Below are 24,944 nucleotides of genomic sequence, written 5' to 3' on the forward strand. Positions count from 1 at the left end.
CGCGGGCCAGCGCGTTGGCGTGGTAGTTCGCCGACGCGGGACGCGCATCGTCGATCGGCGTCTGCTTGGTCCGGCGCGGCGTTGCGGCCACCTGATCTGCCTCCTGCTCGGGCGTTCGTGGGATGGGCGACGGTGCTTCCGTTCAGGGAAGCACCGTGCCGTCATTCTCCGGGAAATGACACGCGCTGGCGTGGCCATCGCCCGCTTGGCCGGCCAGCACGGGCGGATCGGTGGCGCAGATGTCGCGCGCCTTCCAGCAACGCGTACGGAACCGGCAGCCCGAAGGAGGGTCGCCGGGGCCCGGCACGTCACCGGTCAGCGTGATGCGCTCGCGCTCACCGCGCAACTCCGGGTCCGGGATCGGGATCGCGGACAGCAGGGCACGCGTGTACGGGTGCCGCGGTGCCTTGAAGATCTGGTCCCGGGTGCCGACCTCGATGATGGCGCCGAGGTACATCACCGCGATCCGGTGCGAGATGTGCCGCACGATCGACAGGTCGTGGGAGATGAAGACGTAGGCCAGCCCGAGCGTCTGCTGCAGGCGGCGCATCTGGTTGACCACCTGGGCGCGGATCGACACGTCCAGCGCGCTGACCGGCTCGTCCAGCACGAGCAGCTTGGGGTCCAGCGCGAGCGCGCGGGCCAGCCCGACGCGCTGCCGCTGGCCGCCGGAGAACTCATGGGCGTAGCGGTTCTCATAGCCGGCCGACAGGCCCACCAGGTCGAGCAGCTCACGTACGCGCGCCGGCCCGCCATCGCGGTAGCGGCTGTGCACCCGCAGGGGCTCGGCCACGATGTCGTGCACGGTCATCCGCGGCGACAGCGAGGAGTACGGGTCCTGGAACATGATCTGGATCTCGCCGCGCAGCTCGCGCAGGCGGCCGCCGCGCGCCGCGGACAGGTCCTCGCCCTGGTACAGGATGCGGCCGCTCGTGGGTTCGAGCAGCCGGACGATCATCCGGCCCGTCGTGGACTTCCCGCAGCCGGACTCCCCCACGATGCTCAACGTCTCTCCCGCGTCGAGGGAGAAGCTCACGCCGTCGACCGCGTGGATCGCGCCGTGCTGCCGGCGCAGTACGCCGCGCCGGATCGGGAAGTGCTTGGTGAGGTCCTCGACCCGCAAGAGCGCCGGGGCGCCGCCGGACCCGTCGCTCACCGCGGTCTCCGTCGCCGTGCTCACCCGGCCGCCTCCTCTGCTGAGAACAGGGCCGAGCCCTCGTCGAGCTCGTCCGCGAAGTGACACGCGCTGCGCCGGCCGTCGCCGAGGTCGCGCAGCTCGGGCCGGTCCGTACGGCACCGGTCCCGCGCCATCGGGCAGCGCGGGTGGAACGCGCAACCGCCCGGTGGGTCGATCATGTTGGGCGGGCTGCCCGGGATGGACAGCAGCTCGCCGTCCAGGTCCGGGCGCGGCACGCTCGCCAGGAGTCCCGCCGTGTACGGGTGCCGGGGCCGGGCGAACAGCGAGCGTACGTCGGCCTCCTCCGCCACCCGGCCGCCGTACATGACGACGACGCGGTCGGCGAGCTCGGCGACGACGCCGAGGTCGTGGGTGATGAGGATGGTCGCCGCCCGGGTCTCGCGCTGCGCGGTGCGCAGCAGGTCGAGCACCTGGGCCTGGATCGTGACGTCGAGCGCGGTCGTCGGCTCGTCGGCGATGAGCAGGTCCGGGTCGTTGGCGACGGCCATCGCGATCATCGCCCGCTGGCGCATGCCGCCGGAGAACTCGTGCGGGTACTGCCGGTAGCGCTGCTCCGCGTCGGGCACGCCGACCTTGCGCAGCAGCTCGACCACACGGGCGCGGGCGGTGTCCGCGCTCAGGTCCCGGTCGTGCAGCCGGAGCGCCTCGGCGATCTGCTGCCCGACCGTCATGACCGGGTTGAGCGCGGTCATCGGGTCCTGGAAGATCATCGCGACCTCTCCGCCGCGGATCTCGCGGAGGCGTTCGCCGCTGACCGCGCGCAGGTCCTCGCCGCGCAGCAGGATCCGGCCGTCCCGGATCACGCCGGGCGGGGTGCGGACCAGGCCGAGGATCGACATCGCGGTCACGCTCTTGCCCGACCCCGACTCGCCGACCACGGCGACGATCTCACCGGCGCGGACGGTGAGGCTCACGCCGTCGACGGCGTGCACGAGACCGTCGTCCGTGGCGAAGTCCACGACGAGGTTCTCGATCGACAGAAGCGGAGCTTCGGTCATGGGCGTCCTCCTCAGGTTCGCCGGGGGTCGACGGCGTCACGCAGCCCGTCGCCGATGAAGTTCACCGCGAGGACCGTGATGGCGACGGCGAGGCCGGGCGGAAGCCACAGCCAGGGCATCGTCTTGATCACGGTGAGACTCTGGGCGTCGGTGAGCATGTTCCCCCAGCTCGCGGCGGGCGGCTGCACGCCGATGCCGAGGAAGGACATGGTGGCCTCCAGGCCGATCGCCTGGGCCACCGCGATCGTGGCGACCACGCTCACCGGCGGCAGCGCCGCGGGCACGATGTGACGGCGCATCAGCCACAGCGGGCCCGCGCCGGCGGCCCGCGCGGCCTGGACGTACTCCTGCTCGCGTACCGAGAGCGTCACGCCGCGGACGAGCCGCCCGCTCTGGGGCCACTGGAACAGGCCGATGGCGACGACCATCGCGGTGACGCTGGGCCCGATGACGCCCGCGATCACCACCATGACCACCACGGACGGGAAGGACATGAACACGTCCGCGAGCCGCATCGCCGTCTGGTCGAACCAGCCGCCCAGCAGCCCGGACAGGCTGCCCACGATCGTGCCGACGAGGACCGACAGGAGCGCGGCGGCGATACCGACACCGAGCGAGATCCGGCCGGCGAACAGCAGGCGGGCGAGCACGTCGCGGCCGGTGGAGTCCGTGCCGAGCCAGTGGTCGCCCGAAGGCCCGGCACGGGTGGCGAACAGGTCGGTGGCGTCCGGGTCGTGCCCGGAGATCTGGCGGGCGAACACGGCCGCCAGCACGATCAGCACGAGCACGACCGCGCTGACCACGGCCATGCGGTGGCGCAGGAACCGGCGCAGGGCCCGCCGGCCCGGCGACCGGCGCCCCGTCTCGGGCGCCGCCGCTTCGAGCTCGATCGCGCTCATCCCAGCCTCACCCTCGGGTCGACCAGTGTGTACAGGATGTCGGCGAGCAGGCTGGACACCAGCACCATGACCGCGATGATCAGGGCGAACCCGATGATCACCGAGTAGTCGTGCCGGCCCACCGAGCCGATCGCGAGCTGTCCCATCCCCGGCCAGGCGAAGACCTGCTCGATGACGACCGCGCCCGCGAGCTGCTGCGGCACGTTCGCGGCGATGTAGGTGAGCACCGGGATCAGCGAGTTGCGCAGCGTGTGCCGCACAACGACGCGCCGGCGCGTCGCGCCCTTCGCCTCGGCGGTGCGGACGTAGTCGGCGCCCAGCTCGGTGATCATGCTGCTACGGACGTAGCGCATGTACGGCCCGGAGTTCGCGATCCCGAGGATGAGCGCCGGCAGGACCAGGTGCCGGAGCGAGTCCGCCAGGCCCGGCGCGGTCGGGTCGGAGATGCCCGACGACGGCAGGATGGGGAACTTCACGGTGAAGACGTAGATGGCGATCAGCGCCATGAAGAAGGCGGGGATCGACACCGAGCCCAGGCTGACCATGGTCGCCGCGTAGTCGACCCGGGTGTTGCGCCGCAGCGCGGCGATGATCCCGAGCGGGAACGCGATCACCAGCGACAGCAGCAGCCCCGTCCCCATCAGCTCGATCGTCGGGCCGAAGCGCTCGCCGAGCAGCGAGGTCACCGAGCGGCCGTTGACGAGGGAGTAACCGAAGTCGCCGTGCAGCGCGTTCACCAGCCAGTGCCAGTACTGCAGGATCAGCGGCTGGTCCAGGCCCAGCTCGTGCCGCTTGGCCGCGATGAAGGCCGCGCTGCCGGAGTTGAGCTGGTCCGCGGGCACCATCATGGCGACGGGGTCGCCGGGCGCCTTGTGCACCAGCCAGAAGATGACGACGGTGATGAGGAAGAACACCAGGACGTTGATCAGCAGGCGGCGCGTGATGTAGGCACCCATGGCACTCCCTTCAGCCGCTCGCCGGGCCGCACGGCACGATGACCGTGCGGCCCAGAGGGTTCGGCGCGTCCGTCACAGTGACCAGCCGGCCGGGTTCCAGAAGGCGCTGTCCTGCGAGCCCGCCGCCTGGAATCCCTTGATTCTCCTGTTCACCGCCCACAGCCCCGTGGGGTCGTAGAGCCACATCAGGTCGGCCTGGGAGTTCTCCTCCAGGACGGCCTGGTCGTACAGCGCCTTGCGCTGCGTGGCGTCCGCGGTGGAGTTCGCCTTGATCAGCTGGTCGTCGAGCTTCTTGTCGCAGAACCAGCCGATGTTGCCGCCCTTGGGGTACTGCTGGGCGCAGGCGGCGATGACGTTGACGTTCCACGAGTCGACGGCGTAGTTGCCGCCGCCGTAGAGCGTCATGTCGTAGGACTTCTTGTCGTAGGTTCCGGCGATCTGCGCGGCCTGGACCTGCTTGAGCTTCACCTTCACGCCGACCGCGGCGAGCTGGCTCTGCACGATGGTGGTGGTCGCGTCACGGTCGCGCTGGCCGGGCACCCACTGCAGCTCGACGGTCTGCCCGGGGTCCCAGCCGGCCGCCGCGAGCAGCGACTTGGCCTTCTGCGGGTCGTAGGCGTACTCGTTGATGCCGGGCGGGGTGTTCGCGGAGAAGAAGTCGGAGTTCTGGACCGTCGCCTTCCCCCCGAGGACCTTGTCGACGAGCGACTTGCGGTCGATCGCGTACAGGAACGCCTGCCGCACCCGTACGTCCTTGAAGTAGGACTTGGACTGGTTGAGCGCGATGCGGACGAACCCGGCGCCCGCCTTCTCCTGGATGGCGATCTTGTCGAAGCCCTGGACGGTCTTCAGGTCCGCCGGGGAGAACGAGGCGATGTCCATGCCGCCGTTGCCGAGCTGGGCGGTGGCCACGTCCGAGCCCATGGGCTTGAGGTAGACGTCCTTGATCTTGGCCGGGGTGGGGAAGCCCGGGTTGGCCGTCACGTGGACGTACTGGTTGGTCTTGTAGTCGACGAACTTGTACGGCCCGAGCGTCACCGTCGGACCGCGGAAGTAGGCGTTCTTGGCCACCTCGGCGACCGGCACGCCGCCCAGGACGTGCTTGGGCATGACGTACGCGACGCCGACCTGGGCGAGCAGCCCGATGTCGGGCTTGGACGCCTTGATGACGAAGGTGGTGTCATCCGGCGCGCTGAAGCCGGAGATCGTCTTGGCCTTGCCCGAGACGAAGTCGTCGACGCCCTCCACGGCAGAGTAGCTGCCCGCCGTGGCGCTCGTGCTCTTGGGGTCGGCCAGGAGCTGGTAGCTGAACAGGACGTCCTGGGCGGTGAAGGGCTGCCCGTCGCTCCACGTCAGCCCGGGGCGGAGGTGGAACGTGAAGGTCTTGGCGTCCGGGGACACGTCGTACTTCTCGGCGAGCTGCGGCTGCAGCTTGTAATTCGGATCCACGGCCAGCAGGCTCTGGTCGAGCATCGACATCACCTGGTTGTCCGGGCCGCTGGACGGTGCCAGCGGGCTGAAGATCCCGGCCGGCTCCTGGTAGAGGTAGACGTTGATCGCGCTCTTCGTGGCACCACCGGTGTCGGAGTCCGACGCCGGGCCCGTGCACGCCGCGGCCGACACGGCCGCGAGAACGGCCACGCCGAAGGCGCCGTATCTGAACCGTCTTGCCATCGCAACCTCACATAGTCGGTCTGGTCTTAAGGGGAGGGAACCGGGGGGCTCCGTGACATCCAGGTGCACATGGAACAAAATTTCATGTACACAATGGAGGCGCGGAGTCCCCCACGTCAAGGGGCATCGTGGCCGTTCAGCGGGTTTTTCGACCCGATCAGCCGGCCGGCGGCACCCAATACGAGTAGAGATCGGTACCGGAGAGGTGGAAGCGGAACTGGACCTGGCGGCCGGACAGCGCCGCCAGGGACCTGCCGCCCTTCCACCGGACCGCCGCCTGGTACTGGTCCCCCGTCACCGGGACGGCGTCCTTCGCCGTGTAGCCGGGGATCGGGTTGCCGTCGGTCGCGTCGAGCACCTCGACGGTGAGCGAGCCGTGCCCGTGGACGACGGCGTTCACCCGCAGCGTGCGGCCGTGGAAGACCACCGGTCTGGTGGTGACCTGACCGGGGTCACCGGACCCCGGCGTCGAGGCGTTGGTGAGCGAGACGAAGCCGTCGCGCCGCCAGGTGGCCATCCCGGTCTGGCCGAGATAGGTGTCCGGGTCCGGCGCGGTGGCGTCCTGGCCGCCGTGCCCGGCGTTGAAGCCGCCGTAGTACATGGTGATGGTCTTGTCGGTCACCAGCGCGTTGGAGGAGGTGTAGAGGGCGCCGTCGTCCCAGGCCCCGGGGTCGCCGGGCTTCAGGACGGGGTCGCGCACGGGGCGGCTCCAGTCGACCAGGTCGCGCGATGAGGCGACCTCCGGCAGCACCGGCCCGGCGCCGGCCGAGGACTGGGATCCCGTGGTGTAGTCGGTGGTGAGGAACACCCACGGGATGCCGATGTAGGTGCTCTCGTACGGCAGCACCGGCATGCCGTAGATCTGGCCTTCGAGCCCGTTCAGGGCCTCGGCGGCGCCGTCGTCGGCGTAGTCGCCGCCCACCGCGAGCTGGGGTGTGCTCCAGGTGAGGAAGTCCTTGCTGGTGGAGACGAACGCGGCGCGGTCGTAGATGCCCGGCGTTCGCGAGGTGAACATCCGCTTCTTGACGGTGGCGATGTAGAGCCTCTGACGCGGGTCCCACGTCACCTGCGAGACGTCGCCGTCGAGGAGCGCGGGCTTGTCCTCGCCCAGCGTCCACGTGTAGCCGTCGGGTGAGAAGTACACGTAGTAGCCGAGCGTCTGGTTGACCACGCCCGAGTGGAACTGCATCAGCGCGAAACGCCGGTCCGGGCTCGCGCCGGGGTTGTACGCGATGGTGCCGCCGCCGGCGATGATCAGGTTGGTCTTCGCGGCGGGGATGTCCTTGTAGCCGACGTTGCCCCGCCCGAGCGGCTTGGTCCACTTCCTGCCGTCGTGACTCTCGGCGTAACAGAGGTAGTAGCCCGGCGCGACGTCGTTGTTGCAGTCGTACCAGAGCCGGTAGACGCCACCGATCTTGAAGACCGAACCGTAGGTGTACGCCGCGCTCTCCCACGGCTTGTCGGGCCGGATGACCGGCTCGGGGAGCTTGTGCGCCGCGTGCACGACCCGGCCGACGTCCTTGGACGAGGCGATCCGGTAGTCGTCGAGGAAGAGCTCCCGCGCTCCCCCCAGGTCCGGGTCGTAGGCCTGCGGCGCCTCGGCGAGGTTCACCTCGTCCCAGTAGGACACCCCCGAGTCGCCCGCGCGGATCCGCACGGTGACGTTGGCGGTGCCGGCCGGCGCGGTGCCGGACACGGTGACGGTCCGCCAGTCCGTGCCGGACTCCGGCGTCGCCACGTGCTCGCCGAGGTCGGCGCCGTCGAACCCCGTGAAGTCGAGCGAGAGCGCGGCCGGCTTGCCGCTCTTGCCCTTCTCCTTCGCGCTCAGCCGGTACTCTCGGCCGGCGGCGGCGACGATCCGGTCGCTGGAGACCGTCACCGCGTCGCCGCTCTCGTCGACCTCCAGCGAACCGAGGCCCGCCGTACGGTAGGCGGACAGGTTGACGATGTTCGCGCCGGCCTCGTCGCCCTCGACGGACCAGCCGATCGGATGGCCGGCGCGGTCGCCCGCGTCGAAGCCGGCGTTCGGCACGAGCGTCGTGCTCTTGCCGGGATCGGTGCCGGGGGGCGTCTGACCGCCCGCCGTGAGTGGCCGGTACGCCACGAACGTGCCGAGCAGGACCGTCACCAGGACGGCCGGTGTGACACGCCGCCGTACGGCCGACCGTCTATCGCGTTGATCCATCCACGACCTCCCATAGCCGGAATCCGGGGCGCTCACTGTCGTGTGGAACTTCATTCCATGTCAAGGCTTCGAGGGTTGACATGGAATGGCTTTTCATGGAGAAACGGTGCACCCGGCGTGATCAAGGTCGCCGGGTTCCCCGACCGAAGCGCAGGTGAAGCATGGTGCGTACGTCCCGGACCTCCCGGATCGGCCTTGGGCTGGCGATCGTCTGTTGCTACGTCGCCGCATTACCGGCCACCTCCTCGGCCGCGTCCTGGACGGCGGCGCGGCTGGTCCCCGACGCCGGCTTCGAGGAGAGCTCCTCCTCGGCGGCCCGCTGGACGACCGAGGGTCCGGCCGGCGCCGTCTCCGTGGTCTCCTCGCCGGTCCACGGCGGCCAGGGCGCCGCGCGGCTCGCCGACACCTCGGCGACCGACGGCGTGAGCCTGCGCGGCGAGCACCTCGCGGCCTCCCCCGGTGAGGAGCTCACCGCGAGCGCCTGGACGGACCGGGTCTCCGGCCAGGGCGGTTACCTCTACCTGGAGTTCTGGAACGCCGCCGGCGCCCGCGTCGCCGCGTTCTCCACCGCCGCCGGGACGAGCACCGGCTGGCAGCAGGTGACCGTGCGCGGAGTGGTCCCGGACGACGCCGTGACCGCGACGGTCCTCGCGTACAGCGACGTCGCCGACCAGGGCACGACGGTCTGGGACGACGTCGCCGTCGCCACGCTCCCGCCGCCGTCGCGGCGGGTGCCGAACGCCGGGTTCGAGGAGCCCCGCGAGGGCACGCGCCCGACGGAGTGGACGGTCTCGGCGCCGGGCGGGTCGGCGACCGTGGTCACCTCGGGCGCGCACTCCGGGAAGCGTGCGCTGAAGATCGCCGACACGTCGTCGAGCGACGAGGTCTCCGCGCTCAGCCGCGCGGTCCCGGTCACGGCCGGCGAGACCGTCACCGCCTCGGCCTGGGTCTCCGGCACGAACGGCACGCTCTACCTGGAGTACCGCCGCTCGGACGGCACCCGCATCGAACCGCCGACGGCGGTGAACGTCGGCACGGCCGGCGGGTGGAAGAAGGTGACCGCCGCCGCGGTCGTGCCCTCCGGCGCGACCACCACGACCGTGCGGCTCTACAGCACCCAGACCGGCACGGGCACGACGACCTGGGACGACGTCGTCCTCCGCTCCAGCCAGGACCCGGGGTACGCCGAGGCCGTCGGCACCGGCCCGGTGCTGTTCGTCGGCGACCAGCGCGTCGAGTCCTCCACCGGCCTGACCCGTACGGTGCATCCCGGCACCAAGACCGGCGACCCGGCGCTCGCGAGCGTCGGCGCGGGCGTGGTCCTGGACGGCGGCTCCTGGGACAAGAACCCCCGGCTGAGCGGCACGGTCCTGCCCGCGCCGGGCGGCGGCTACCGGATGTGGTACACCGCCGCCGACACGGACTGCGGCTACTGCACCGGCTACGCCGAGAGCACCGACGGCGTCCACTGGGACCGGTCGGCGGAGACCCACTCGGTGTACTCCTACGCGCCTGGCGGCGTCGTGGCCGACCCCGCCCCGACCGGCCCGCGCTACTACATGCTTCACTCGCACGGCCCCGGCAGCCCCCAGTCGAACCACTACTACGCGGCGCAGTCCACCGATGGGAAGACCTGGACCGAGCTGAACTCCGGCAATCCGGTGATCAACGGCTGGGACGTCGTCAACGTGACCTACGACCCGGACACCTCCCGGTTCGTCGCGATGACCAAGCAGTATCCGGTCGACTACGCCGCGAACACGCGTCCCGCCGGGCCGCGTACGGTCTGGATGTCGACGAGCACCGACTTCGTCCACTGGACCTCGCCGAAGCCGTCCTTCGCCGCCGACCTGCGCGACGACGCGGCGATCACCGATCCGGCGCCGTCCGGGCACGCGCGCTGGTCGGAGGTCTACGGCATGCCGGCGATCCGGTACGGCGAGCAGTACCTCGGGCTGCCGTGGGTCTTCGACATCACCGACAGCCCGACGACGCTCGCCGACCCCGGCCCGGACAAGGGACGCCAGCACGTCGGGCTCGCCTCCTCCCAGGACCTGCTCACCTGGAGCCGGCCGAGCCTGGGCGACGTGGTCGCGCCCGGCGCGGCCGGCACCTGGGACTGGGGCTGGGACATGACCGGCACGACCCTGCTGACCGTCGGGGACCAGGTCCGGCTCTACTACGCCGCGTTCGCGGGCCAGCACAGCTGCTCCGACACCGACGTCACCGCCGGGCTGTGCACGAAGCCGTTCGGCAACTCCCGCGTCGGCCTCGTGACCTGGCCGAAGGACAGGTTCGAGTCCTTCCACGCGGGTACGGGCGGCGGCAGTGTCACGACGCGTACGCTCAGCCCGGCAGGGACCGGGCTGACCGTCAACGTCGCGCCCGGCTCGGGCTCGCTCAAGGTCGAGGTGCTCGACGCCGGCGGGAACCCGGTGCCCGGGTACACCGCCGACGACGCGACGCCGGTCACCTCGGACACGCTCGGCACCGCGGTGCGATGGGGCACCAGGACGACCCTGCCCGCCGGGCCGCTCCGGCTCCGGTTCGACCTCACGGCGGGCGATCTCTACTCCTACACGATCAGCTGAGGTGACCGCTGTGCTGCGCCCCGCCGGCATCGGATTCGACCCGGGAACCAGGACCTGGATCCTGCACACGCCGAACACCACGTACGCGTTCCGCCTGGCCGGCGGCCGGCCGGCGCACGTGTACTGGGGCGCCGCACTCACCGACGCGGAGGTGACCTCGCTGCCGGTACGGGCCGAGTCCGGCGCCCGGCAGCGGGGCAGCACCAGCTTCGAGGCCCCCTACGACGGGACCGAGGAGTACGCCTGGGACGGCGGCGTGCGTTACGGCGTGCCGTCGTTGCAGGTGCGGTTCGCCGACGGCACCCGCGGCCTCGATCTCGACCTCGTCGGCGACGAGGTCGCCGGCGACACGTCGATGATCCGGCTGCGCGACCGGCACTACCCGCTGGAGGTGACCCTGCGCCACCGCCTGCGCGCCGGCACCGACGTGATCGAACGCTCGGTCACGCTGGCCAACCTCGGCGACGCCGAGGAGATCGAGGTGCTGCGGCTCGACTCGGCCGCCTGGTCGCTCCCCCACCGCGAGGACTACCGGCTGTCCCACGTCATCGGGATGTGGGGCGCCGAGACCCAGCTGCGGCGCGAGACGGCCCCCGCCGGCGAGACCGTGTTCACCAGCCGCCGCGGCATCACGAGCCACCACGCGAACCCCTGGGTCATGGTGGACGACGGTTCGGCCACCGAGGAGCACGGCGAGGTGTGGAGCGCCGCCCTCGCGTGGAGCGGCTCGTGGCGGATGACCGTGCAGCGGACGCCGCTGAACCGGCTCGCCGTCACGACCGGCTTCGGGCACGACGGGATCTCCTGGCGGCTCGCCCCCGGCGAGTCGCTGGAGACTCCGGTGAGCGCCGGGACGTACACGACCGGCGGGTTCGGCGCCGCGAGCCGCGCCTGGCACACCTACGTCCGGGGGCACGTCCTGCCGCGGCCGGAGGAGGAGCGGCCCATCCTGTACAACTCCTGGGAGGCGACGTTCTTCGACATCGACGCCGGGCGGCAGGCCGCGCTGGCCTCACGGGCGGCCGAGCTCGGCGTCGAGCTGTTCGTCGTGGACGACGGCTGGTTCCGGCCGTACAAGGACGACCGGGCCGGCCTCGGCGACTGGCGGATCAACCCGGACGTCTTCCCCGAGGGCCTCACGCCGCTGATCGAGCACGTGCACGGGCTCGGCATGGCGTTCGGGATCTGGGTGGAGCCGGAGATGGTGAACCCGGACAGCGACCTGTACCGGAGCCGTCCCGGCTGGGTGCTGCACCAGCCGCACCGCGCCCGTACGGAGCTGCGCAACCAGCTCGTGCTGAACTTCGGCCGCGACGACGTGCGCGCCTGGGCCTTCGAGTGGCTGAACCGGCTGGTCGCGCCGGGCGTGGCGTTCCTGAAGTGGGACATGAACCGTACGTTCAGCGAGGCCGGCTGGCCGGACGCGCCCGACCCCGAGCGCCTGTGGATCGAGCACACGCGCGGCGTCCACCAGGTCATGGACCGGCTGCGCGCGCGGAACCCCGGGCTGCGCGTCGAGTCGTGCAGCGGCGGCGGGGGCCGGCTCGACCTGGCCATCCTGGCGCGCACCGACCAGGTGTGGGCCTCCGACAACACCGACGCCGCGGACCGGCTGCGGATCCAGCACGGCTACACCCAGCTCTACCCGCCGGGAACGCTGGAGGCGTGGGTGACCGACAGCCCCAACACGGTGACCGGGCGCCGTACGCCGCTCGCGTTCCGGTTCCACGTCGCGATGACGGGCGTGCTCGGGCTCGGCGGCGACCTGGCCGCCTGGACGGAGGCGGAACGGGAGGAGGCCGCCGAGCTGGTCGCGCTCTACAAGCGGATCCGCCCGCTCGTGCAGCACGGGCGGCAGTATCGCCTGCGCCCGCCGTGCGCCGACGGGCTCAGCGCGGTGCAGTTCGCCGACCGGGACGTCGTCGTCTTCGGCTTCCGCGAGACGCCCCGGATGGGCTTCGGCGTGCCGCCGCTGCCGCTGGCCGGCCTCCCCCGGGAGGCGCGGTATCGCGACACGCGGACCGGCGCGGTGCACGAGGCGGGCGTGCTCACCCACCACGGGCTCGCGCTCGACCTGCCGCGCGGGGAGTACGCGAGCGCCGTCGTCCACCTCGAACGGCTGGACTGACGCTCAGTCGTCGTCCTTGTCGCCCTTGTCGTCCTTCTCCTTGTCGGCGTGGGCGAGCTCCTCGACGGCGACGGCGACCGCGATGACCAGCGGCACGTCGGGGTGGTCGATCTCGATGCCGTACGTCTCGCGGATGCGGAACCACTTGCGCGAGGTGTGGGCGACCGTGCCCTCCTCGCCCTTGATCTCGTAGTTCTTCTCGATGATGTCGCCCTCGGCCTCCCACTCCTCGCCGCCGTCGAGCTCGACCACCATCTTGTGGCGGAGCGGGCTGAACAGCTTCTTGTGGACCTTGGCCACGGTGTCGCCGTCACGCTCGACGATCATCGTGTCGCGGACGCTGAGGACCTTCTTCTTGATGACGGCGAGGACCTCGCCCTCGGTGTCCTTCAGCTCGAACGTCTGGCGCAGCCGCAGCGCCTTGCCGTCGACCAGGAAGGCCCGGTCCCCGTTCTCATCCTCGATCCAGTAGTCGTCGCCGATACTGAACATTCGCTCACGCATCTGGAACTTCATGACCCCAGCAGACCGCACGCGGGGTGGAGCCGCAACTCACCCGGTTTCGGCGGAGGTGAGCGGGACGTACTCGATGGTCTGGTCGGCGATCCGGCGCGCCCGTTCCTCGTAGCGGCGGCGCAGCTTCATCAGTACCTCCTGCCCGCGTACGGCCGGCCAGTCGACGGGCAGCCGCTCGACCGGCAGCCGGGGGTCGGCGCGTACGAGCTGGAGCCACTCGGTGGTCGTCCAGAGGTAGCGGGTGAGGTCGTCCGGCGCGGCCGGGGCGGGGTGGGGGCGGTCCCAGCGCTCCAGAAACGCCCGGTAGCCGGCGGCGAGGGTGTCGAGGTCGAAGGCCTCGCGGATCATCCCCGCCACGTCCGTGGGCGCCTCGGCCGTGCCGGAGAAGACCTTGACGTGCTCGTTCAGGCCGAGCTCGGCGACGATCGGGGCGATGTCCACGCCGGACGGGGCGATCCACATCCCGTTGCCGAGCGACCCGAAGCCGGCCCAGGTCAGCCGGGCGCGCAGGTCGTGCCGTACGCGCTGCCAGGACTCGGGCATCGAGAACGTCAGCACGGTCCACCGGCCGTCCCAGTCGGTGTTGACCGCGCCGAGTCGCCAGACGCGCCGCTCGCCGTCCTGGAGGATCTCCTCCGAGCGCGGGGTGAGGCCGAAGTGCATGCGCCTCCCCCGCCGGTGCCGGGAGAGCAGGTCGCGGCCCACCATGCGGGTGAGAGTGGAGCGCACCGCGTGCTCGCCGACGCCGAGCCGGGCGAACAGGTCGATGAAGCTGCCGGAGAAGACCGCGATGTCGCGGCCGAGCACGTAGTTGCCGAGGACGGTGAGCATCAGCGACTGCGGCCGCAGCCGCGGGGACGGGCCGTCGCCGAGCGATTCGGTACCGGAGAGCTCACTCACCGGTCGCCCCCCATCTCGCCGGCGTGCCGACGTGTCGCGTGCGGCCGGTGCGTACCGGCCGCGGCCCAACCTTGGGCAGATTATTGACTGCCGTCATTAATAAGCATAACTTCATGGCTGTCTTCCCGACGCGACGGGCCTCGGGCGGCGCGGGGGCACCGGATGGGGCCCGGCGTGGACGTCCGGATGGTCCGGTCGCCGTGGCCGGACGCCGCCCCCCATCTCAGGAGGCCTCCTGTGCGCAGGCTCACCCCGCTCCTGGCCGCCGTGGTGCTGACCGCCGCCGCGTGCAACGGCGCCAAAGACGACTCCACGATAAAGATCGGCTTCATCGAGTCCCTGACGGGCAACTACGCTCCGCTCGGCGGCGAGGCCAAGAAGACCGTCGACCTGGCGGTCGAGCAGATCAACGCGGCGGGCGGCGTCGCGGGCCGCAAGCTCAAGCTGACGACGTTAGACGACCGGACCGCCCCCGACCAGGGCGTTCTTCACTTCAACAAGCTCCGGTCGCAGAAGGTCACCGCGATCCTCGGCTCGACGTTCTCCAACGTCGACCTCGCCGTCGAGCCGCTCGCCGAGCGCGAGAAGATCCCCTACATCTCGCTCGCCCCGGCCGACGAGCAGGTCAAGCCGATCCGCAAGTACACGTTCGTCGTCCCGGCGATCTCCTCGACGTACGCCGAGGCGATGCTGCAGTACTTCCAGGCGCACTCCATCACCCGGGTCGCGGTCGCCTACGACACCAAGAGCGCCTACTCCAAGGCCGGGTTCGCCGGGATGCAGCGCCTCTCCTCCCGGTACGGGGTGCAGATCGTCCGGTCCGAGCCGTACGAGACGACCGCCACCGACTTCAGCCCGGTGTTCACGCACGTGCGCGGCTCCGGCGCGCAGGCCATGGTCGCCTGGGCCAGCGGCGCGCCCGGCGTCACCATCGCCAAGCAGTACCCGACCGCCGGGCTCGGCATCCCGCTGTACATGACCGCCTCCCAGGCCAGCAAGCTGTGGCTCGCGCCGGTGGGCAAGGCCGGCGAGGGCGTGTACGTGCAGAGCTCCATCGGCGTGGTCGGCTCGTACCTGCCGGATGGGAAGCTCAAGCAGGCGATCCAGCAGATGTCCGGGCCGTTCATCCAAAAGTACGGGTACGAGCCACCGCAGTTCGCCCAGGACGGCTACTCCGGGGTCAAGCTGCTCGCCGCGGCGATCCAGAAGGCCGGCGGCACCGACCAGAAGAAGATCCGCGACGCGCTGGAGACGCTGACCCTGGTCACCCCGTGCGGCAAGTACACCTACTCGGCGACGGACCACTCGGGGCTGCGCGCGACCGACATCTCGATGAACCGTGTCAAGGACGGCAAGCTCGTCCCGACGGACTGGGCGCGCGAGCGGATCGCCCAGACCGCACGGGCGGCCGGGTGAGCCCCCTGCTCACGATCGACTCGCTCAGCCGGTCGTTCGGCGGCGTGTACGCGCTGCGCGACGTCGGCCTGACCGTCGCCGAGGGAGAGACCCGCGGCGTCATCGGCCCGAACGGCGCGGGCAAGTCGACCCTGTTCAACCTCATCGGCGGCCATCTCACGCCGGAGAGCGGCACGCTGCGGTACGCCGGGCGGGACCTGGGCCGCCTCACCCCGCACGTACGCGCGCGGCTCGGCATCGCGATCGTCTTCCAGGGCGCGCGGCTGTTCCGCGGCATGACCGCGCTGGAGAACGTCATGGTCGGCGCGCACGCCCGTACGCGGCACGGCTTCCTCGCCGGCGCGCTGCGCCTCCCCCGCCACCGGCGGGAGGAGGCGCGGATCCGGGCCGACGCGCTGGCCGCGCTGGAGCGAGTCGGCCTGGCCGGCTGGGCGGACCGCGCCGCCGACGTGCTCCCGCTCGGGCAGCAGCGCGCTCTGCAGGTGGCGCGCGCGCTGTGCGCGCGGCCCCGGCTCCTGCTGCTCGACGAGCCCGCGTCCGGGCTGCGCGCCGGCGAGCGCGAGGCGCTGGGCGGGCTCATCGAGGACCTGCGCGCCGAGGGCCTGACGATGATGCTCATCGAGCACGACGTGGCGTTCGTCGCGCGGCTCGCCGACCGGGTCAGCGTGCTCGACCTCGGCCGGCACATCGCCGAGGGCACTCCCGCGGAGATCCGCGAGGACGAGGCCGTCATCGCCGCCTACCTCGGGCAGGCCGCCGGATGAGCGGCCCGCTGATCGAGGTGACCGACCTCGTGGTCCGCTACGGCGCCGCGACCGCCCTGGACCGGGTCGGCCTGACCGTCGCCGCAGGTGAGTTCGTCGCCCTGATCGGGCCGAACGGCGCCGGCAAGTCCTCGCTGGTCAACGCCATCATGGGCATCGTGGCCCCGGCGTCGGGCAGCGCCGTCCTGCGCGGCCGCGCGGCGCTGGTGCCCGAGGGCCGGCAGATGTTCGGCGAGCTGAGCGTCGAGGACAACCTCGCGCTCGGCGCGTGGCGCCGCCGGCGCAGGTCCGGGGCGCGCGACACGGCACGGGTGTACGAGGTACTGCCCCGGCTCGCGGGCCTGCGGGACCGGCGGGCCGGCACGCTGTCGGGCGGCGAGCAGCAGATGGTCGCGTTCGGCCGGGCGCTGATGGCCGAGCCGGAGGTCATCGTCGTGGACGAGCTGTCGCTGGGGCTCGCGCCGATGGTCACCGCCGACCTCGCCGGGCACCTGCGCGAGATCAACGCCGGGCAGGGCGTCGCGGTGCTGCTCATCGAGCAGAACGCCCGGCTGGCGCTCGACCTGTGCGAGCGCGGCTACGTGCTCGAGGCCGGGCGGATCCGGGCCGAGGGCGACGCGGCCGAGCTGGCCGGCAGCGCCGACCTCGCCGCCGCCTACCTCGGAGGTGACCCGTGAGCGCCCTCATCGAGTACCTGTTGTCCGGGGTGGCGGTCGGGTGCGGTTTCGCGCTGGTCGCGAGCGGCCTGGTGGTGATCCACCGGGTGACCCAGGTGGTGAACATCGCGCAGGGCATGTTCGCCGTGGTCGCGGGGCTGACGGCCGGTTCGCTGCTGGCGTCCGGCCTGCCGCACGGTGTCGCCGAGGCCGCCGCGGTGCTCGTCGCGGGCGCGGCCGGCCTGCTCGTCGGCGTCGCGGCGACCGGGAAGCCCGGCACGGCCCCGCTGTCCGCGCTGATCGTCACGCTCGGGCTCGGCTTCATCGCGTACGCGGTCGAGATCATGGTGTGGGACGACAACCCGCACTCCTTCGCCGGGCTCGGCGGCGCCGTGACGATCGCGGGCGCCCGCATCCAGAAACAGTCGTTCCTGGTCATCGTCGTCGCCGCCGCGGTGTTCGTCCTGCTGGCGCTGTTCTTCGGCCGGACGTACCTGGGCAAGGCGCTGACCGCGTGCGCGGACAACCCGTACGCCGCGCGGGCCGTGGGCATGAACGTCACCCGGATGGGCCTGGTCGCCTTCGCGCTCGGGGGCCTGCTCGGCGGCACCGCGGGTGTGCTGCTCACCCCCCTGCAGCCCATCTCGTACAACAGCGACGTCCTGCTCATCACCAACGGGTTCGCCGCGGCCGTGCTGGGCGGGCTCACCCGGCCGGGCGTCGCGCTCGGCGGCGCGCTGACGCTCGGCGTGGCCGAGGCCCTGGTCGCCGGCTACTACGAGGCGTCCTACCAGACCGTCGTCGCCCTCGCCCTCATGCTGACGATCATGGTGTGGCGCGCCTCGCGCCGGACCACGCTCCAGGAAGAGGCCGCACGGTGAAACAGCCCCTGTCCTCCCGGATCTCCGCGCGGTTCGTCACCACCACCGTGGTGGCGGTGGCCGCGCTGCTCGCGCCCCTCGTGCTCACCGGGTCCCAGGTCTCGGTGTACGTCCTCCTGCTGCTCGCGGCGACGGTGGCCACCGGCCTCTCCATGCTGATGGGGTACGCCGGGCAGGTCTCCCTGGGCCAGGCGTCGTTCTACCTGATCGGGGGGTACACGGCGGCGCTGATGGCCACGCACGGGCTGCCGACGTGGCTGGGGCTGCTGGCCGCCCCGGTGGCCGCCGCCGGGATCGCCGCGCTGGTGGGCATCCCGCTGCTGCGGCTGCGCGGGCACCAGCTCGCCTTCGCCACGCTGGCCATCCAGCTCATCCTGCTCAGTCTGGCCGGCCGGCAGGAGTGGGCCGGCGGCGACATCGGCCTGCAGGGCGTGCCGCGCCTGGAGATCGCCGGGTATGAGTTCGCCGGCGACGTCTCCTACGCCTACCTCGCCCTCGCCGCGCTGGCCCTGGTCGTGCTCGTCACCCGCAACGTCGTGGCGTCGCGGCCGGGACGCGGCCTGCGCGCGCTCGCCACCAGCGAGGTCGCCGCGGCGTCGTCCGGCGTGCCGGTGCCGGCGTACAAGCAGGCGGTGTTCAGCCTGTCGGCCGGCTACGCCGGGCTGGCCGGCGGCATCTACGCCTTCTACATCGGCTACGTCGCGCCCGGGTCCTTCCCGGTGCTGCAGTCGTTCGAGTACGTCGTGATGGTCGCGGTCGGCGGCGCGGGCACGGTCTGGGGCGCGCTGGCCGGCGCGACCGCGATCACGCTGCTCGTCCAGGTGCTGAACAACGTCGGGACGATGGGCGGAATGCCCGCCGAGGCCCCGACCATCCTGTCGTACGCGGTCTACGGCGTGCTCCTCGTGCTGGTCGTGCTCTTCCTGCCCCGCGGGCTCGCGCCGAGCGTCGCCGGATGGTGGGGACGCCGCGCCGCGCGCCGCCGCCCGCCCCCGGGTGACCCGTCCGCTCCCGCCCCCGCCGATCTCACCGGCACCGCGATCACCTGAGAGGAACCCCAGCGAAATGACACAGCCCATCACCGTCGACCTGACCGGGAAGTCCGCCGTCGTCACCGGCGCCGGTCGTGGCCTCGGCCTGGCGTACGCGACGGCGCTGGCGCGGGCCGGCGCCTCGGTCGTGGTCAACGACGTCGACGGCGCGGCCGCCCAGGACGCGGCGAAGGGCATCCGCGCGGCCGGTGGCGAGGCCGTGGCCGAGGCCGGCCCGGTCGGCTCCGCCGAGGTCGCCGACCGCCTGGTCGCGCGGGCCGTCGAGGCGTACGGCCGGCTCGACGTCATGGTCACCAACGCGGGCATCCTGCGCGACCACGTCCTGTGGAAGATGACGGACGAGGAGTTCGACGCGGTCATCGGCGTGCACCTGCGCGGCACCTTCACGTGTGCGCGCGCCGCCGCCGTACGGCTGCGCGAGCAGGGCGAGGGCGGCACGCTCATCCTCGTCGGCTCTCCTGCCGGGCAGCGCGGCAACTTCGGCCAGACCAACTACTCCGCTGCCAAGGCCGGCATCGCGGCGATGGCCCGTACCTGGTCGATGGAGCTGGCGCGGGCGAACGTCACGGTGAACGCGATCGTCCCGGTGGCCGCCACGGCGATGACCGAGACGATCCCGGCGTTCGCCCCCTACGTCGAGGCCCACCGGCACGGCGCCGAGCTCCCGGACTTCCTGCGCAAGGGCGAGGGGTTCGGCACCGCCGAGGACTGCGCCGTCCTGGTGCCCTTCCTCGCCTCGGACGCCGCCCGCGAGATCACCGGGCAGTGCGTCGGGATCGGCGGCGACAAGCTCGCGCTGTGGTCGCATCCGCAGGAGGTGTCGATCGCGTACGCCGACGGCGGGTGGACACCGGAGTCCATCGCCGCTGCGTGGCCCACCTCGGTCGGCCGCGAGCCGGAGACCGTCGGCATCCCCGCTCCGGGGGCGTGAATGGACGTCGCCGGACTGACCGCGATCGACGTGCACACCCACGCGGAGGTCTCCTCTCGCGGCGGCGCGTCCCTCGACGACGCGCTGCACGACGCCTCCAGCGCGTACTTCAAGGTCGACAAGGGGGCGCGCAAGCCGACCCTGGAGGAGATGGCGGCCTACTACCGCGAGCGGAAGATGGCCGCGGTGGTGTTCACCGTGGACGCCGAGCACGCCACCGGTACCCCGCCGGTGCCGAACGAGGAGGTCGCCGAGGCCGCCGCCGCCAACCCCGACGTGCTCATCCCGTTCGCCTCGATCGACCCGTTCCGCGGCAAGGCCGGCGTACGGCAGGCGCGCCGCCTGGTCGAGGAGTACGGCGTCAAGGGATTCAAGTTCCACCCGAACATCCAGGGCTTCTTCCCCGACGACCGCCTCGCGTACGGGCTGTACGAGGCGATCGAGGAGCTCGGCGCGATCGCGCTGTTCCACACCGGGCAGACCGGCATCGGCGCGGGCCTTCCCGGCGGCGGGGGCATCCGGCTGAAGTACTCCGACCCGATGCGCGTGGACGACGTCGCGGTCGACTTCCCCGCGATGCCGATCATCCTCGCCCATCCGTCCTTCCCCTGGCAGGACGCGGCGCTGAGCGTCGCCACCCACAAGCCGACGGTGTACATCGACCTGTCCGGCTGGTCGCCGAAGTACTTCCCGCCCCAGCTCGTGCGGTACGCCAACAGCCTGCTGCAGGACAAGGTGCTGTTCGGCTCGGACTATCCGGTGATCAGCCCGGACCGCTGGCTCAAGGACTTCGCCGCGCTGCCGATGAAGGACGAGGTCCGTCCCAAGATTCTCAAGCACAACGCGGCACGACTGCTCGGCCTGCTCCCCGACCGGCCGACCTCCTGAGACAGGTACACGATGCGCAACCAAGGCCTCGGCTCGTGGCCCGTACGACGAGCCCGCAAGACCCCCCGTCACACCGCGCTGATCCAGGACGGCACGCCCCTCACGTACGCGGGGCTGCGCGACCGCGTCGTCCGCCTCGCGCACGCGCTGCGGGGGCTGGGCGTCGAGCCCGGCGACCGGGTCGCCTACCTCGGCTTCAACCATCCGTCGTTCCTGGAGACGCTGTTCGCCACCGGGATGCTGGGCGGGGTGTTCGTCCCGCTCAACGCGCGGCTGGCCGGCCCGGAGATCGCCTACCAGCTCACCGACTCCGGCGCGTCGGTGCTCATCCACGCCCCGACCCACGCCGAGCTGGTGGCCGGCGTGACGGGGCCGAGGAAGATCGCTATGGAGGAGTACGAGCGGCTGCCGTGCGCGCGGGACGGCGAGCCGATCGACGTGCCGGTGACGCTCGACGACCCCTGCATGATCATGTACACGTCCGGGACCACCGGGCGGCCCAAGGGCGCGGTCCTCACCCACGGCAACATCACGTGGAACGCCGTCAACGTCCTGATCGACCACGACCTGATCGCGGGCGAGGTCGCGCTCGTGTCCGCGCCGCTGTTCCACACCGCCGGGCTCAACATGCTCACGCTGCCGGTGCTGCTCAAGGGCGGCACCTGCGTGCTGACCTCCGGTTTCGACCCCGACGCCACCTTCGACCTGATCGAACGGCACCGGGTCACCTTCATGTTCGGGGTGCCGGCGATGTTCCAGGCCGTGGCGCGCTCCTCCCGGTGGCAGGCGGCGGACCTGTCCTCGCTGCGGCTGCTGACCTGCGGCGGCTCCCCGGTCCCCGCGTCGCTCATCGCCGCCTACCAGGAGCGTGGCCTGACGTTCCTGCAGGGCTACGGCATGACCGAGGCCGCGCCCGGCACGCTCTTCCTCGACGCGGCGCACGCGGTGTCGAAGGCGGGCTCGGCCGGCGTGCCGCACTTCTTCACCGACGTCAGGGTGGTCGGGCCGGACCTGGAGGAGGTGCCGACCGGCGAGCCCGGCGAGGTCGTGGTCAAGGGGCCGCACGTCATGCCCGGCTACTGGGGCCTGCCGGAGGAGACCGCGCGGTCCTTCACCGACGGATGGTTCCGTACGGGCGACGCCGCTCGCCTCGACGCGGATGGGTACGCCTACATCGTCGACCGGATCAAGGACGTGATCATCTCCGGCGGGGAGAACGTCTACCCCGCCGAGGTGGAGAACGCCCTGCTCGCCGACCCCGACGTCCTGGAGTGCGCGGTCATCGGCGTCCCGGACGAGCGCTGGGGCGAGACCGGCCGCGCCATCGTCGTGCCCCGCCCCGGTTCGGGGCTGACCGCCGAGCGCGTCCTCGGCGGGCTGTCGGGCCGGCTCGCCAAGTACAAGGTCCCCGCGTCGGTCGTCTTCGCCGACGCGATCCCCCGCAACGGGACCGGCAAGATCCTCAAGGCGCGCCTGCGCGAGATGTACGGAACGGAGCCATCATGAAGGTGCACATCGACGAACTCGCCGGGCTCGTGGGCAAGGATCTGGGCGACAGCAACTGGATCACCGTCTCCCAGGGACGGATCGACACCTTCGCCGACGCGACCGATGACCACCAGTGGATCCACGTGGACGCCGGGAAGGCCGCGCAGGGTCCGTTCGGCGGCACGATCGCGCACGGATACCTCACCCTGTCGCTGTTCATCCCGCTGTTCTCCGGCCTGCTCGACGTCTCCGGCGTCACGACGAAGGTCAACTACGGGCTCAACAAGGTGCGCTTCCCCGCTCCCGTGCCGGCCGGCGCCCGGATCCGCCTCACCGCCGTGATCGCCTCCGTGGAGGAGGTGGCCGGCGACGGGACGCAGGTCACGCTCGACGGCGTCATCGAGATCGAGGGCCGGGACAAACCGGCGTGCGTCCTGCAGAGCGTGCTGCGGTTCTACCGCTGAGGCCGCGTCAGGCCCTGGTCAGGGCGCCGGGCGGGCGCCGGCGCCGGTCAGGTAGGCGACGGTCATCTCGCCGACCATGGTCCGGTGCCGGGCGCGGTGCTCGGGCGCGGTCAGGTCGCGGCCGAACAGGGCGCCGAAGGTGTGCTGGTTGGAGATGCGGAAGAAACAGAACGAGCTGATCATCATGTGCACGTCGATCGCGTCGGCGCCGGTGACGAAGTCCCCGCTCGCGCGCCCGGCGTCGAGGATGCGGGAGATCAGGTCGGTGACGGGCGCGCCGAGGTTCACCAGGGCCTCGGAGCGGCGGAGGCGCTCGGCCCGGTGGATGTTCTCGATGCTGACCAGCTTGATGAAGTCCTGGTGGGCGTCGTGGTGGTCGAAGGTCAGCTCGGCGAGCGTGCGGATCGCCTCGACCGGCGCCAGGTGCTCCACGTCGATGGTCGCCTCCGCGGCGCGTACCTCGGCGTAGGCCTTCTCCAGCACCGCGACGTAGAGGTTCTCCTTGCCACCGAAGTAGTAGTAGATCATCCGCTTGGTCGTGCGCATGAGCGCGGCGATCTCGTCGACGCGGGCGCCGGCGTACCCCTGCCGCGCGAACTCCCGCCGGGCCACCTCGAGGATCTCCGCCTTGGTGCGGTCGGCGTCGCGGCGGCGTTCCTCCGACGCGGGAGTGGCGGGCTGGGAGGACATGGGACTCCACAGAGGCAGCGGGTCACGGGCGGTACATCATCCTATTCGCCCGGCCCCACCCCGGGTCAGGCGACGGCCAGCGCGCGGCGGAGGAACGCGATGGCCTGGCCGATCGCCTCCTCGGCGGCGAGGGTGTTCCGCAGCGGGTTCAGGCCGACGAAGTCGTGGATGATCCCGGCGTAACGCACGGTCGTGACGGGCACCCCGGCCTGGCGGAGCCTGGCCGCGTACGCCTCGCCCTCGTCGCGGAGAACGTCCGCCTCCGCGACGATCACGAGCGCCCGCGGCAGGCCGGCGAGCTGCTCGAGGTCCGCGCGGAGCGGGGACGCGGTGATCTGGGCGCGCTGGTCCGGGTCGGTCGTGTACTGGTCCCAGAACCACCGCATCGCCTCGCGGGCGAGGAAGTAGCCTTCCGCGAACCGCTCGTAGGAGCCGGTGTCGAACGCCGCGTTCGTCACGGGGTAGAAGAGCACCTGGGCGCGGAAGGACACGCCGCCCCGCTGCTTGGCGAGCAGGGTGGTGACCGTGGCCATGTTCCCGCCGACGGAGTCGCCGGCCACCGCGACGCGCGTGGTGTCGAGCCCGTGCTCCCCGCCGCTCGCCGCGATCCACCGGGCGACCGCGAAGACCTCCTCGATCGCCGTCGGGTACTTCGCCTCCGGAGAGAGGCTGTAGTCGGGGAAGACCACCGCGGCACCGGTGCCGGCGGCGATCTCCCGTACGAGCCGGTCGTGGGTCTGCGGGCCGCCGAAGACCCAGCCGAGCCCGTGCACGTAGAGGACCACGGGCAGGACGCCGATGGCACCCTCGGGCCGGATGATCCGCACCCGTACCCGCCCGCCGGGCCCGCCGGGGACGGTCAGGTCGGCGACGCCGGCCTTGGCGGGCGCCGGCTGCGGGTCGGCCTGCAACTGGTCGACGATCGCGCGGCCCTCGGCCGGGGTCAGCTGGTGCAGGAAGGGCGGCCGGGCGTTCGCGTCGGCGAACGCCCGCGCCGCCTCCTCGAGAACGACAGGGGCAGGGTCGGACATCTGACGACCTTTCGACGAATGGCTTGATCAGTGCCCTGACCAGCGAAGACGGCCGGGCTCACCAGCGAAGGTACGACACGGCGACGGCGCCCGGACGCCGATCGCCCGACGCCACGCGGTCAGCGCGGCCGGGGCAGCAGGCGGTCCGCGCGCGGTCGCGCCGGCGTGCCTCGACGCCTCCGCGTACGCGGCCTCGCCGACCAGATGGAGCGGCGTGCGTGTCGCCGGCTCGACGCCGGGCGCGCGAGCGGGGACTTCGTCGACGGACGCCGGCGCGATAGGCCGGACGCCGACCGGGCCCGGCGCCGCGATCCGCTCCCGGCCCGCCGGGCCGGTCACCGGGAGACGGTCGCGGCGGATCTTACGGATCCCGGCGCGGAGCAGGACGCGTGCTCGCGGGTTCTCCGCCAGGCGGGCCGATGGGAGCGGCTTGGCCCGGCGGCCCATCTCCGGGGCCGGTTCCGGCCGGGCGCCGGCGAGCGGTATCTCGCCACCGAGTGCGGCCAGATGGCCGGCGACGGCCGTCTCCTCCCGGTCCGCGCCGCCGGTGCCCGCGAGGTCTGGGCCGAGGCCGAGCGCCCCAGATGACGCACCGCTCCGGCGGCTCCTCGCCGAGCCGCGGCCACTCCCGCAGCGCG

The 24,944-nt window shown here is 71.9% G+C and carries 22 protein-coding genes; 12 read left to right on the plus strand and 10 right to left on the minus strand.

Features of this window, described 5'->3' with window-relative positions; genetic code table 11:
* Positions 1 to 142: 142 nt before the first annotated feature.
* From QWU11_RS33300 to QWU11_RS33325, 6 genes are all read right to left on the minus strand, one after another.
* Positions 143 to 1,180 (minus strand): oligopeptide/dipeptide ABC transporter ATP-binding protein, encoded by a 1,038-nt coding sequence (locus tag QWU11_RS33300; protein WP_290118462.1) that lies wholly within the window; start codon positions 1,178 to 1,180, stop codon positions 143 to 145.
* On the minus strand, positions 1,177 to 2,196 hold the full coding sequence (locus tag QWU11_RS33305; protein ID WP_290118463.1) for an ABC transporter ATP-binding protein: 1,020 nt from the start codon (positions 2,194 to 2,196) through the stop codon (positions 1,177 to 1,179). Before QWU11_RS33305 ends, QWU11_RS33300 begins: the two co-directional genes overlap by 4 nt.
* Before the next feature lie 11 nt (positions 2,197 to 2,207).
* The gene (locus tag QWU11_RS33310; RefSeq protein ID WP_290118464.1) at positions 2,208 to 3,095 is read right to left on the minus strand and encodes an ABC transporter permease; all 888 of its coding nucleotides are present in this window, start codon (positions 3,093 to 3,095) and stop codon (positions 2,208 to 2,210) included.
* The gene (locus tag QWU11_RS33315; RefSeq protein ID WP_290118465.1) at positions 3,092 to 4,051 is read right to left on the minus strand and encodes an ABC transporter permease; all 960 of its coding nucleotides are present in this window, start codon (positions 4,049 to 4,051) and stop codon (positions 3,092 to 3,094) included. Before QWU11_RS33315 ends, QWU11_RS33310 begins: the two co-directional genes overlap by 4 nt.
* A gap of 72 nt (positions 4,052 to 4,123) precedes the next feature.
* Complete coding sequence (locus QWU11_RS33320) at positions 4,124 to 5,725, minus strand: ABC transporter substrate-binding protein (protein ID WP_290118466.1); 1,602 nt, start codon at positions 5,723 to 5,725, stop codon at positions 4,124 to 4,126.
* A 157-nt stretch (positions 5,726 to 5,882) separates the two neighbouring features.
* Complete coding sequence (locus QWU11_RS33325; RefSeq protein ID WP_290118467.1) at positions 5,883 to 7,910, minus strand: hypothetical protein; 2,028 nt, start codon at positions 7,908 to 7,910, stop codon at positions 5,883 to 5,885.
* 161 nt (positions 7,911 to 8,071) lie between these two features.
* Between QWU11_RS33325 and QWU11_RS33330 the strand changes: the two genes are divergently transcribed.
* Both QWU11_RS33330 and QWU11_RS33335 read left to right on the plus strand, forming a co-directional pair.
* Positions 8,072 to 10,501 carry a carbohydrate binding domain-containing protein gene (locus tag QWU11_RS33330; protein ID WP_290118468.1) on the plus strand — a complete coding sequence of 810 codons (2,430 nt, stop codon included), beginning with the start codon at positions 8,072 to 8,074 and terminating at the stop codon, positions 10,499 to 10,501.
* A gap of 1 nt (position 10,502) precedes the next feature.
* A complete protein-coding gene (locus QWU11_RS33335; RefSeq protein WP_290118469.1) occupies positions 10,503 to 12,629 on the plus strand; it encodes an alpha-galactosidase in 2,127 nt (708 codons plus the stop codon).
* A 3-nt stretch (positions 12,630 to 12,632) separates the two neighbouring features.
* On the opposite strand, the gene QWU11_RS33340 is transcribed toward QWU11_RS33335, so the two are convergent.
* Together QWU11_RS33340 and QWU11_RS33345 are read right to left on the minus strand one after the other, a co-directional pair.
* Positions 12,633 to 13,145: an LURP-one-related family protein gene (locus QWU11_RS33340; protein ID WP_290118470.1), complete on the minus strand. Its 513-nt coding sequence runs from the start codon at positions 13,143 to 13,145 to the stop codon at positions 12,633 to 12,635.
* Between the two features lie 36 nt (positions 13,146 to 13,181).
* Complete coding sequence (locus QWU11_RS33345; protein ID WP_290118471.1) at positions 13,182 to 14,045, minus strand: PaaX family transcriptional regulator C-terminal domain-containing protein; 864 nt, start codon at positions 14,043 to 14,045, stop codon at positions 13,182 to 13,184.
* Positions 14,046 to 14,282: 237 nt separating this feature from the next.
* Here QWU11_RS33345 and QWU11_RS33350 point away from each other — a divergent pair, with 237 nt between their 5' ends.
* From QWU11_RS33350 to QWU11_RS33390, 9 genes are read left to right on the plus strand one after another with little or no spacing between them, the layout of a single operon-like run.
* Positions 14,283 to 15,461 (plus strand): ABC transporter substrate-binding protein, encoded by a 1,179-nt coding sequence (locus QWU11_RS33350; protein ID WP_290118472.1) that lies wholly within the window; start codon positions 14,283 to 14,285, stop codon positions 15,459 to 15,461.
* Positions 15,458 to 16,225 (plus strand): ABC transporter ATP-binding protein, encoded by a 768-nt coding sequence (locus QWU11_RS33355; protein WP_290118473.1) that lies wholly within the window; start codon positions 15,458 to 15,460, stop codon positions 16,223 to 16,225. The genes QWU11_RS33350 and QWU11_RS33355 overlap by 4 nt, the downstream gene beginning before the upstream one ends.
* Entirely contained in the window at positions 16,222 to 16,902 is a 681-nt protein-coding gene (locus tag QWU11_RS33360; RefSeq protein WP_290118474.1) for an ABC transporter ATP-binding protein, read from the plus strand. The genes QWU11_RS33355 and QWU11_RS33360 overlap by 4 nt, the downstream gene beginning before the upstream one ends.
* Positions 16,899 to 17,762 carry a branched-chain amino acid ABC transporter permease gene (locus tag QWU11_RS33365; RefSeq protein ID WP_290118475.1) on the plus strand — a complete coding sequence of 288 codons (864 nt, stop codon included), beginning with the start codon at positions 16,899 to 16,901 and terminating at the stop codon, positions 17,760 to 17,762. The genes QWU11_RS33360 and QWU11_RS33365 overlap by 4 nt, the downstream gene beginning before the upstream one ends.
* A complete protein-coding gene (locus QWU11_RS33370) occupies positions 17,759 to 18,811 on the plus strand; it encodes a branched-chain amino acid ABC transporter permease (protein WP_290118476.1) in 1,053 nt (350 codons plus the stop codon). Before QWU11_RS33365 ends, QWU11_RS33370 begins: the two co-directional genes overlap by 4 nt.
* Before the next feature lie 16 nt (positions 18,812 to 18,827).
* Positions 18,828 to 19,745 carry an SDR family NAD(P)-dependent oxidoreductase gene (locus QWU11_RS33375; protein ID WP_290118477.1) on the plus strand — a complete coding sequence of 306 codons (918 nt, stop codon included), beginning with the start codon at positions 18,828 to 18,830 and terminating at the stop codon, positions 19,743 to 19,745.
* Entirely contained in the window at positions 19,746 to 20,633 is an 888-nt protein-coding gene (locus tag QWU11_RS33380; protein WP_290118478.1) for an amidohydrolase family protein, read from the plus strand.
* Positions 20,634 to 20,645: 12 nt separating this feature from the next.
* Complete coding sequence (locus tag QWU11_RS33385; protein WP_290118479.1) at positions 20,646 to 22,139, plus strand: long-chain fatty acid--CoA ligase; 1,494 nt, start codon at positions 20,646 to 20,648, stop codon at positions 22,137 to 22,139.
* The gene (locus QWU11_RS33390) at positions 22,136 to 22,585 is read left to right on the plus strand and encodes a MaoC family dehydratase (protein ID WP_290118480.1); all 450 of its coding nucleotides are present in this window, start codon (positions 22,136 to 22,138) and stop codon (positions 22,583 to 22,585) included. The genes QWU11_RS33385 and QWU11_RS33390 overlap by 4 nt, the downstream gene beginning before the upstream one ends.
* Before the next feature lie 18 nt (positions 22,586 to 22,603).
* Here the strand turns inward: QWU11_RS33390 and QWU11_RS33395 are convergent, their stop codons facing one another.
* Positions 22,604 to 23,275, minus strand: a complete 672-nt coding sequence (locus QWU11_RS33395; RefSeq protein WP_290118481.1) for a TetR/AcrR family transcriptional regulator — start codon at positions 23,273 to 23,275, stop codon at positions 22,604 to 22,606.
* Positions 23,276 to 23,340: 65 nt separating this feature from the next.
* Positions 23,341 to 24,306, minus strand: coding sequence for an alpha/beta hydrolase (locus tag QWU11_RS33400; RefSeq protein ID WP_290118482.1), 966 nt, complete (start codon positions 24,304 to 24,306; stop codon positions 23,341 to 23,343).
* Positions 24,307 to 24,471: 165 nt separating this feature from the next.
* Between QWU11_RS33400 and QWU11_RS33405 the strand changes: the two genes are divergently transcribed.
* The gene (locus QWU11_RS33405; RefSeq protein WP_290118483.1) at positions 24,472 to 24,894 is read left to right on the plus strand and encodes a hypothetical protein; all 423 of its coding nucleotides are present in this window, start codon (positions 24,472 to 24,474) and stop codon (positions 24,892 to 24,894) included.
* Positions 24,895 to 24,944: the final 50 nt, after the last annotated feature.

The sequence above is a fragment of the Actinomadura sp. DC4 genome, assembly GCF_030406325.1.
GTDB lineage: Bacteria > Actinomycetota > Actinomycetes > Streptosporangiales > Streptosporangiaceae > Actinoallomurus.

What these genes read in the sequence shown, in the direction of transcription:
- QWU11_RS33305 (WP_290118463.1), bottom strand. Translation starts at nt 2,196, where the DNA reads ATGACCGAAGCTCCGCTTCTGTCGATCGAGAACCTCGTCGTGGACTTC.
- QWU11_RS33310 (WP_290118464.1), bottom strand. Translation starts at nt 3,095, where the DNA reads ATGAGCGCGATCGAGCTCGAAGCGGCGGCGCCCGAGACGGGGCGCCGG.
- QWU11_RS33315 (WP_290118465.1), bottom strand. Translation starts at nt 4,051, where the DNA reads ATGGGTGCCTACATCACGCGCCGCCTGCTGATCAACGTCCTGGTGTTC.
- QWU11_RS33320 (WP_290118466.1), bottom strand. Translation starts at nt 5,725, where the DNA reads ATGGCAAGACGGTTCAGATACGGCGCCTTCGGCGTGGCCGTTCTCGCG.
- QWU11_RS33325 (WP_290118467.1), bottom strand. Translation starts at nt 7,910, where the DNA reads ATGGATCAACGCGATAGACGGTCGGCCGTACGGCGGCGTGTCACACCG.
- QWU11_RS33330 (WP_290118468.1), top strand. Translation starts at nt 8,072, where the DNA reads ATGGTGCGTACGTCCCGGACCTCCCGGATCGGCCTTGGGCTGGCGATC.
- QWU11_RS33340 (WP_290118470.1), bottom strand. Translation starts at nt 13,145, where the DNA reads ATGAAGTTCCAGATGCGTGAGCGAATGTTCAGTATCGGCGACGACTAC.
- QWU11_RS33360 (WP_290118474.1), top strand. Translation starts at nt 16,222, where the DNA reads ATGAGCGGCCCGCTGATCGAGGTGACCGACCTCGTGGTCCGCTACGGC.
- QWU11_RS33375 (WP_290118477.1), top strand. Translation starts at nt 18,828, where the DNA reads ATGACACAGCCCATCACCGTCGACCTGACCGGGAAGTCCGCCGTCGTC.
- QWU11_RS33380 (WP_290118478.1), top strand. Translation starts at nt 19,746, where the DNA reads ATGGACGTCGCCGGACTGACCGCGATCGACGTGCACACCCACGCGGAG.
- QWU11_RS33385 (WP_290118479.1), top strand. Translation starts at nt 20,646, where the DNA reads ATGCGCAACCAAGGCCTCGGCTCGTGGCCCGTACGACGAGCCCGCAAG.
- QWU11_RS33390 (WP_290118480.1), top strand. Translation starts at nt 22,136, where the DNA reads ATGAAGGTGCACATCGACGAACTCGCCGGGCTCGTGGGCAAGGATCTG.
- QWU11_RS33395 (WP_290118481.1), bottom strand. Translation starts at nt 23,275, where the DNA reads ATGTCCTCCCAGCCCGCCACTCCCGCGTCGGAGGAACGCCGCCGCGAC.
- QWU11_RS33400 (WP_290118482.1), bottom strand. Translation starts at nt 24,306, where the DNA reads ATGTCCGACCCTGCCCCTGTCGTTCTCGAGGAGGCGGCGCGGGCGTTC.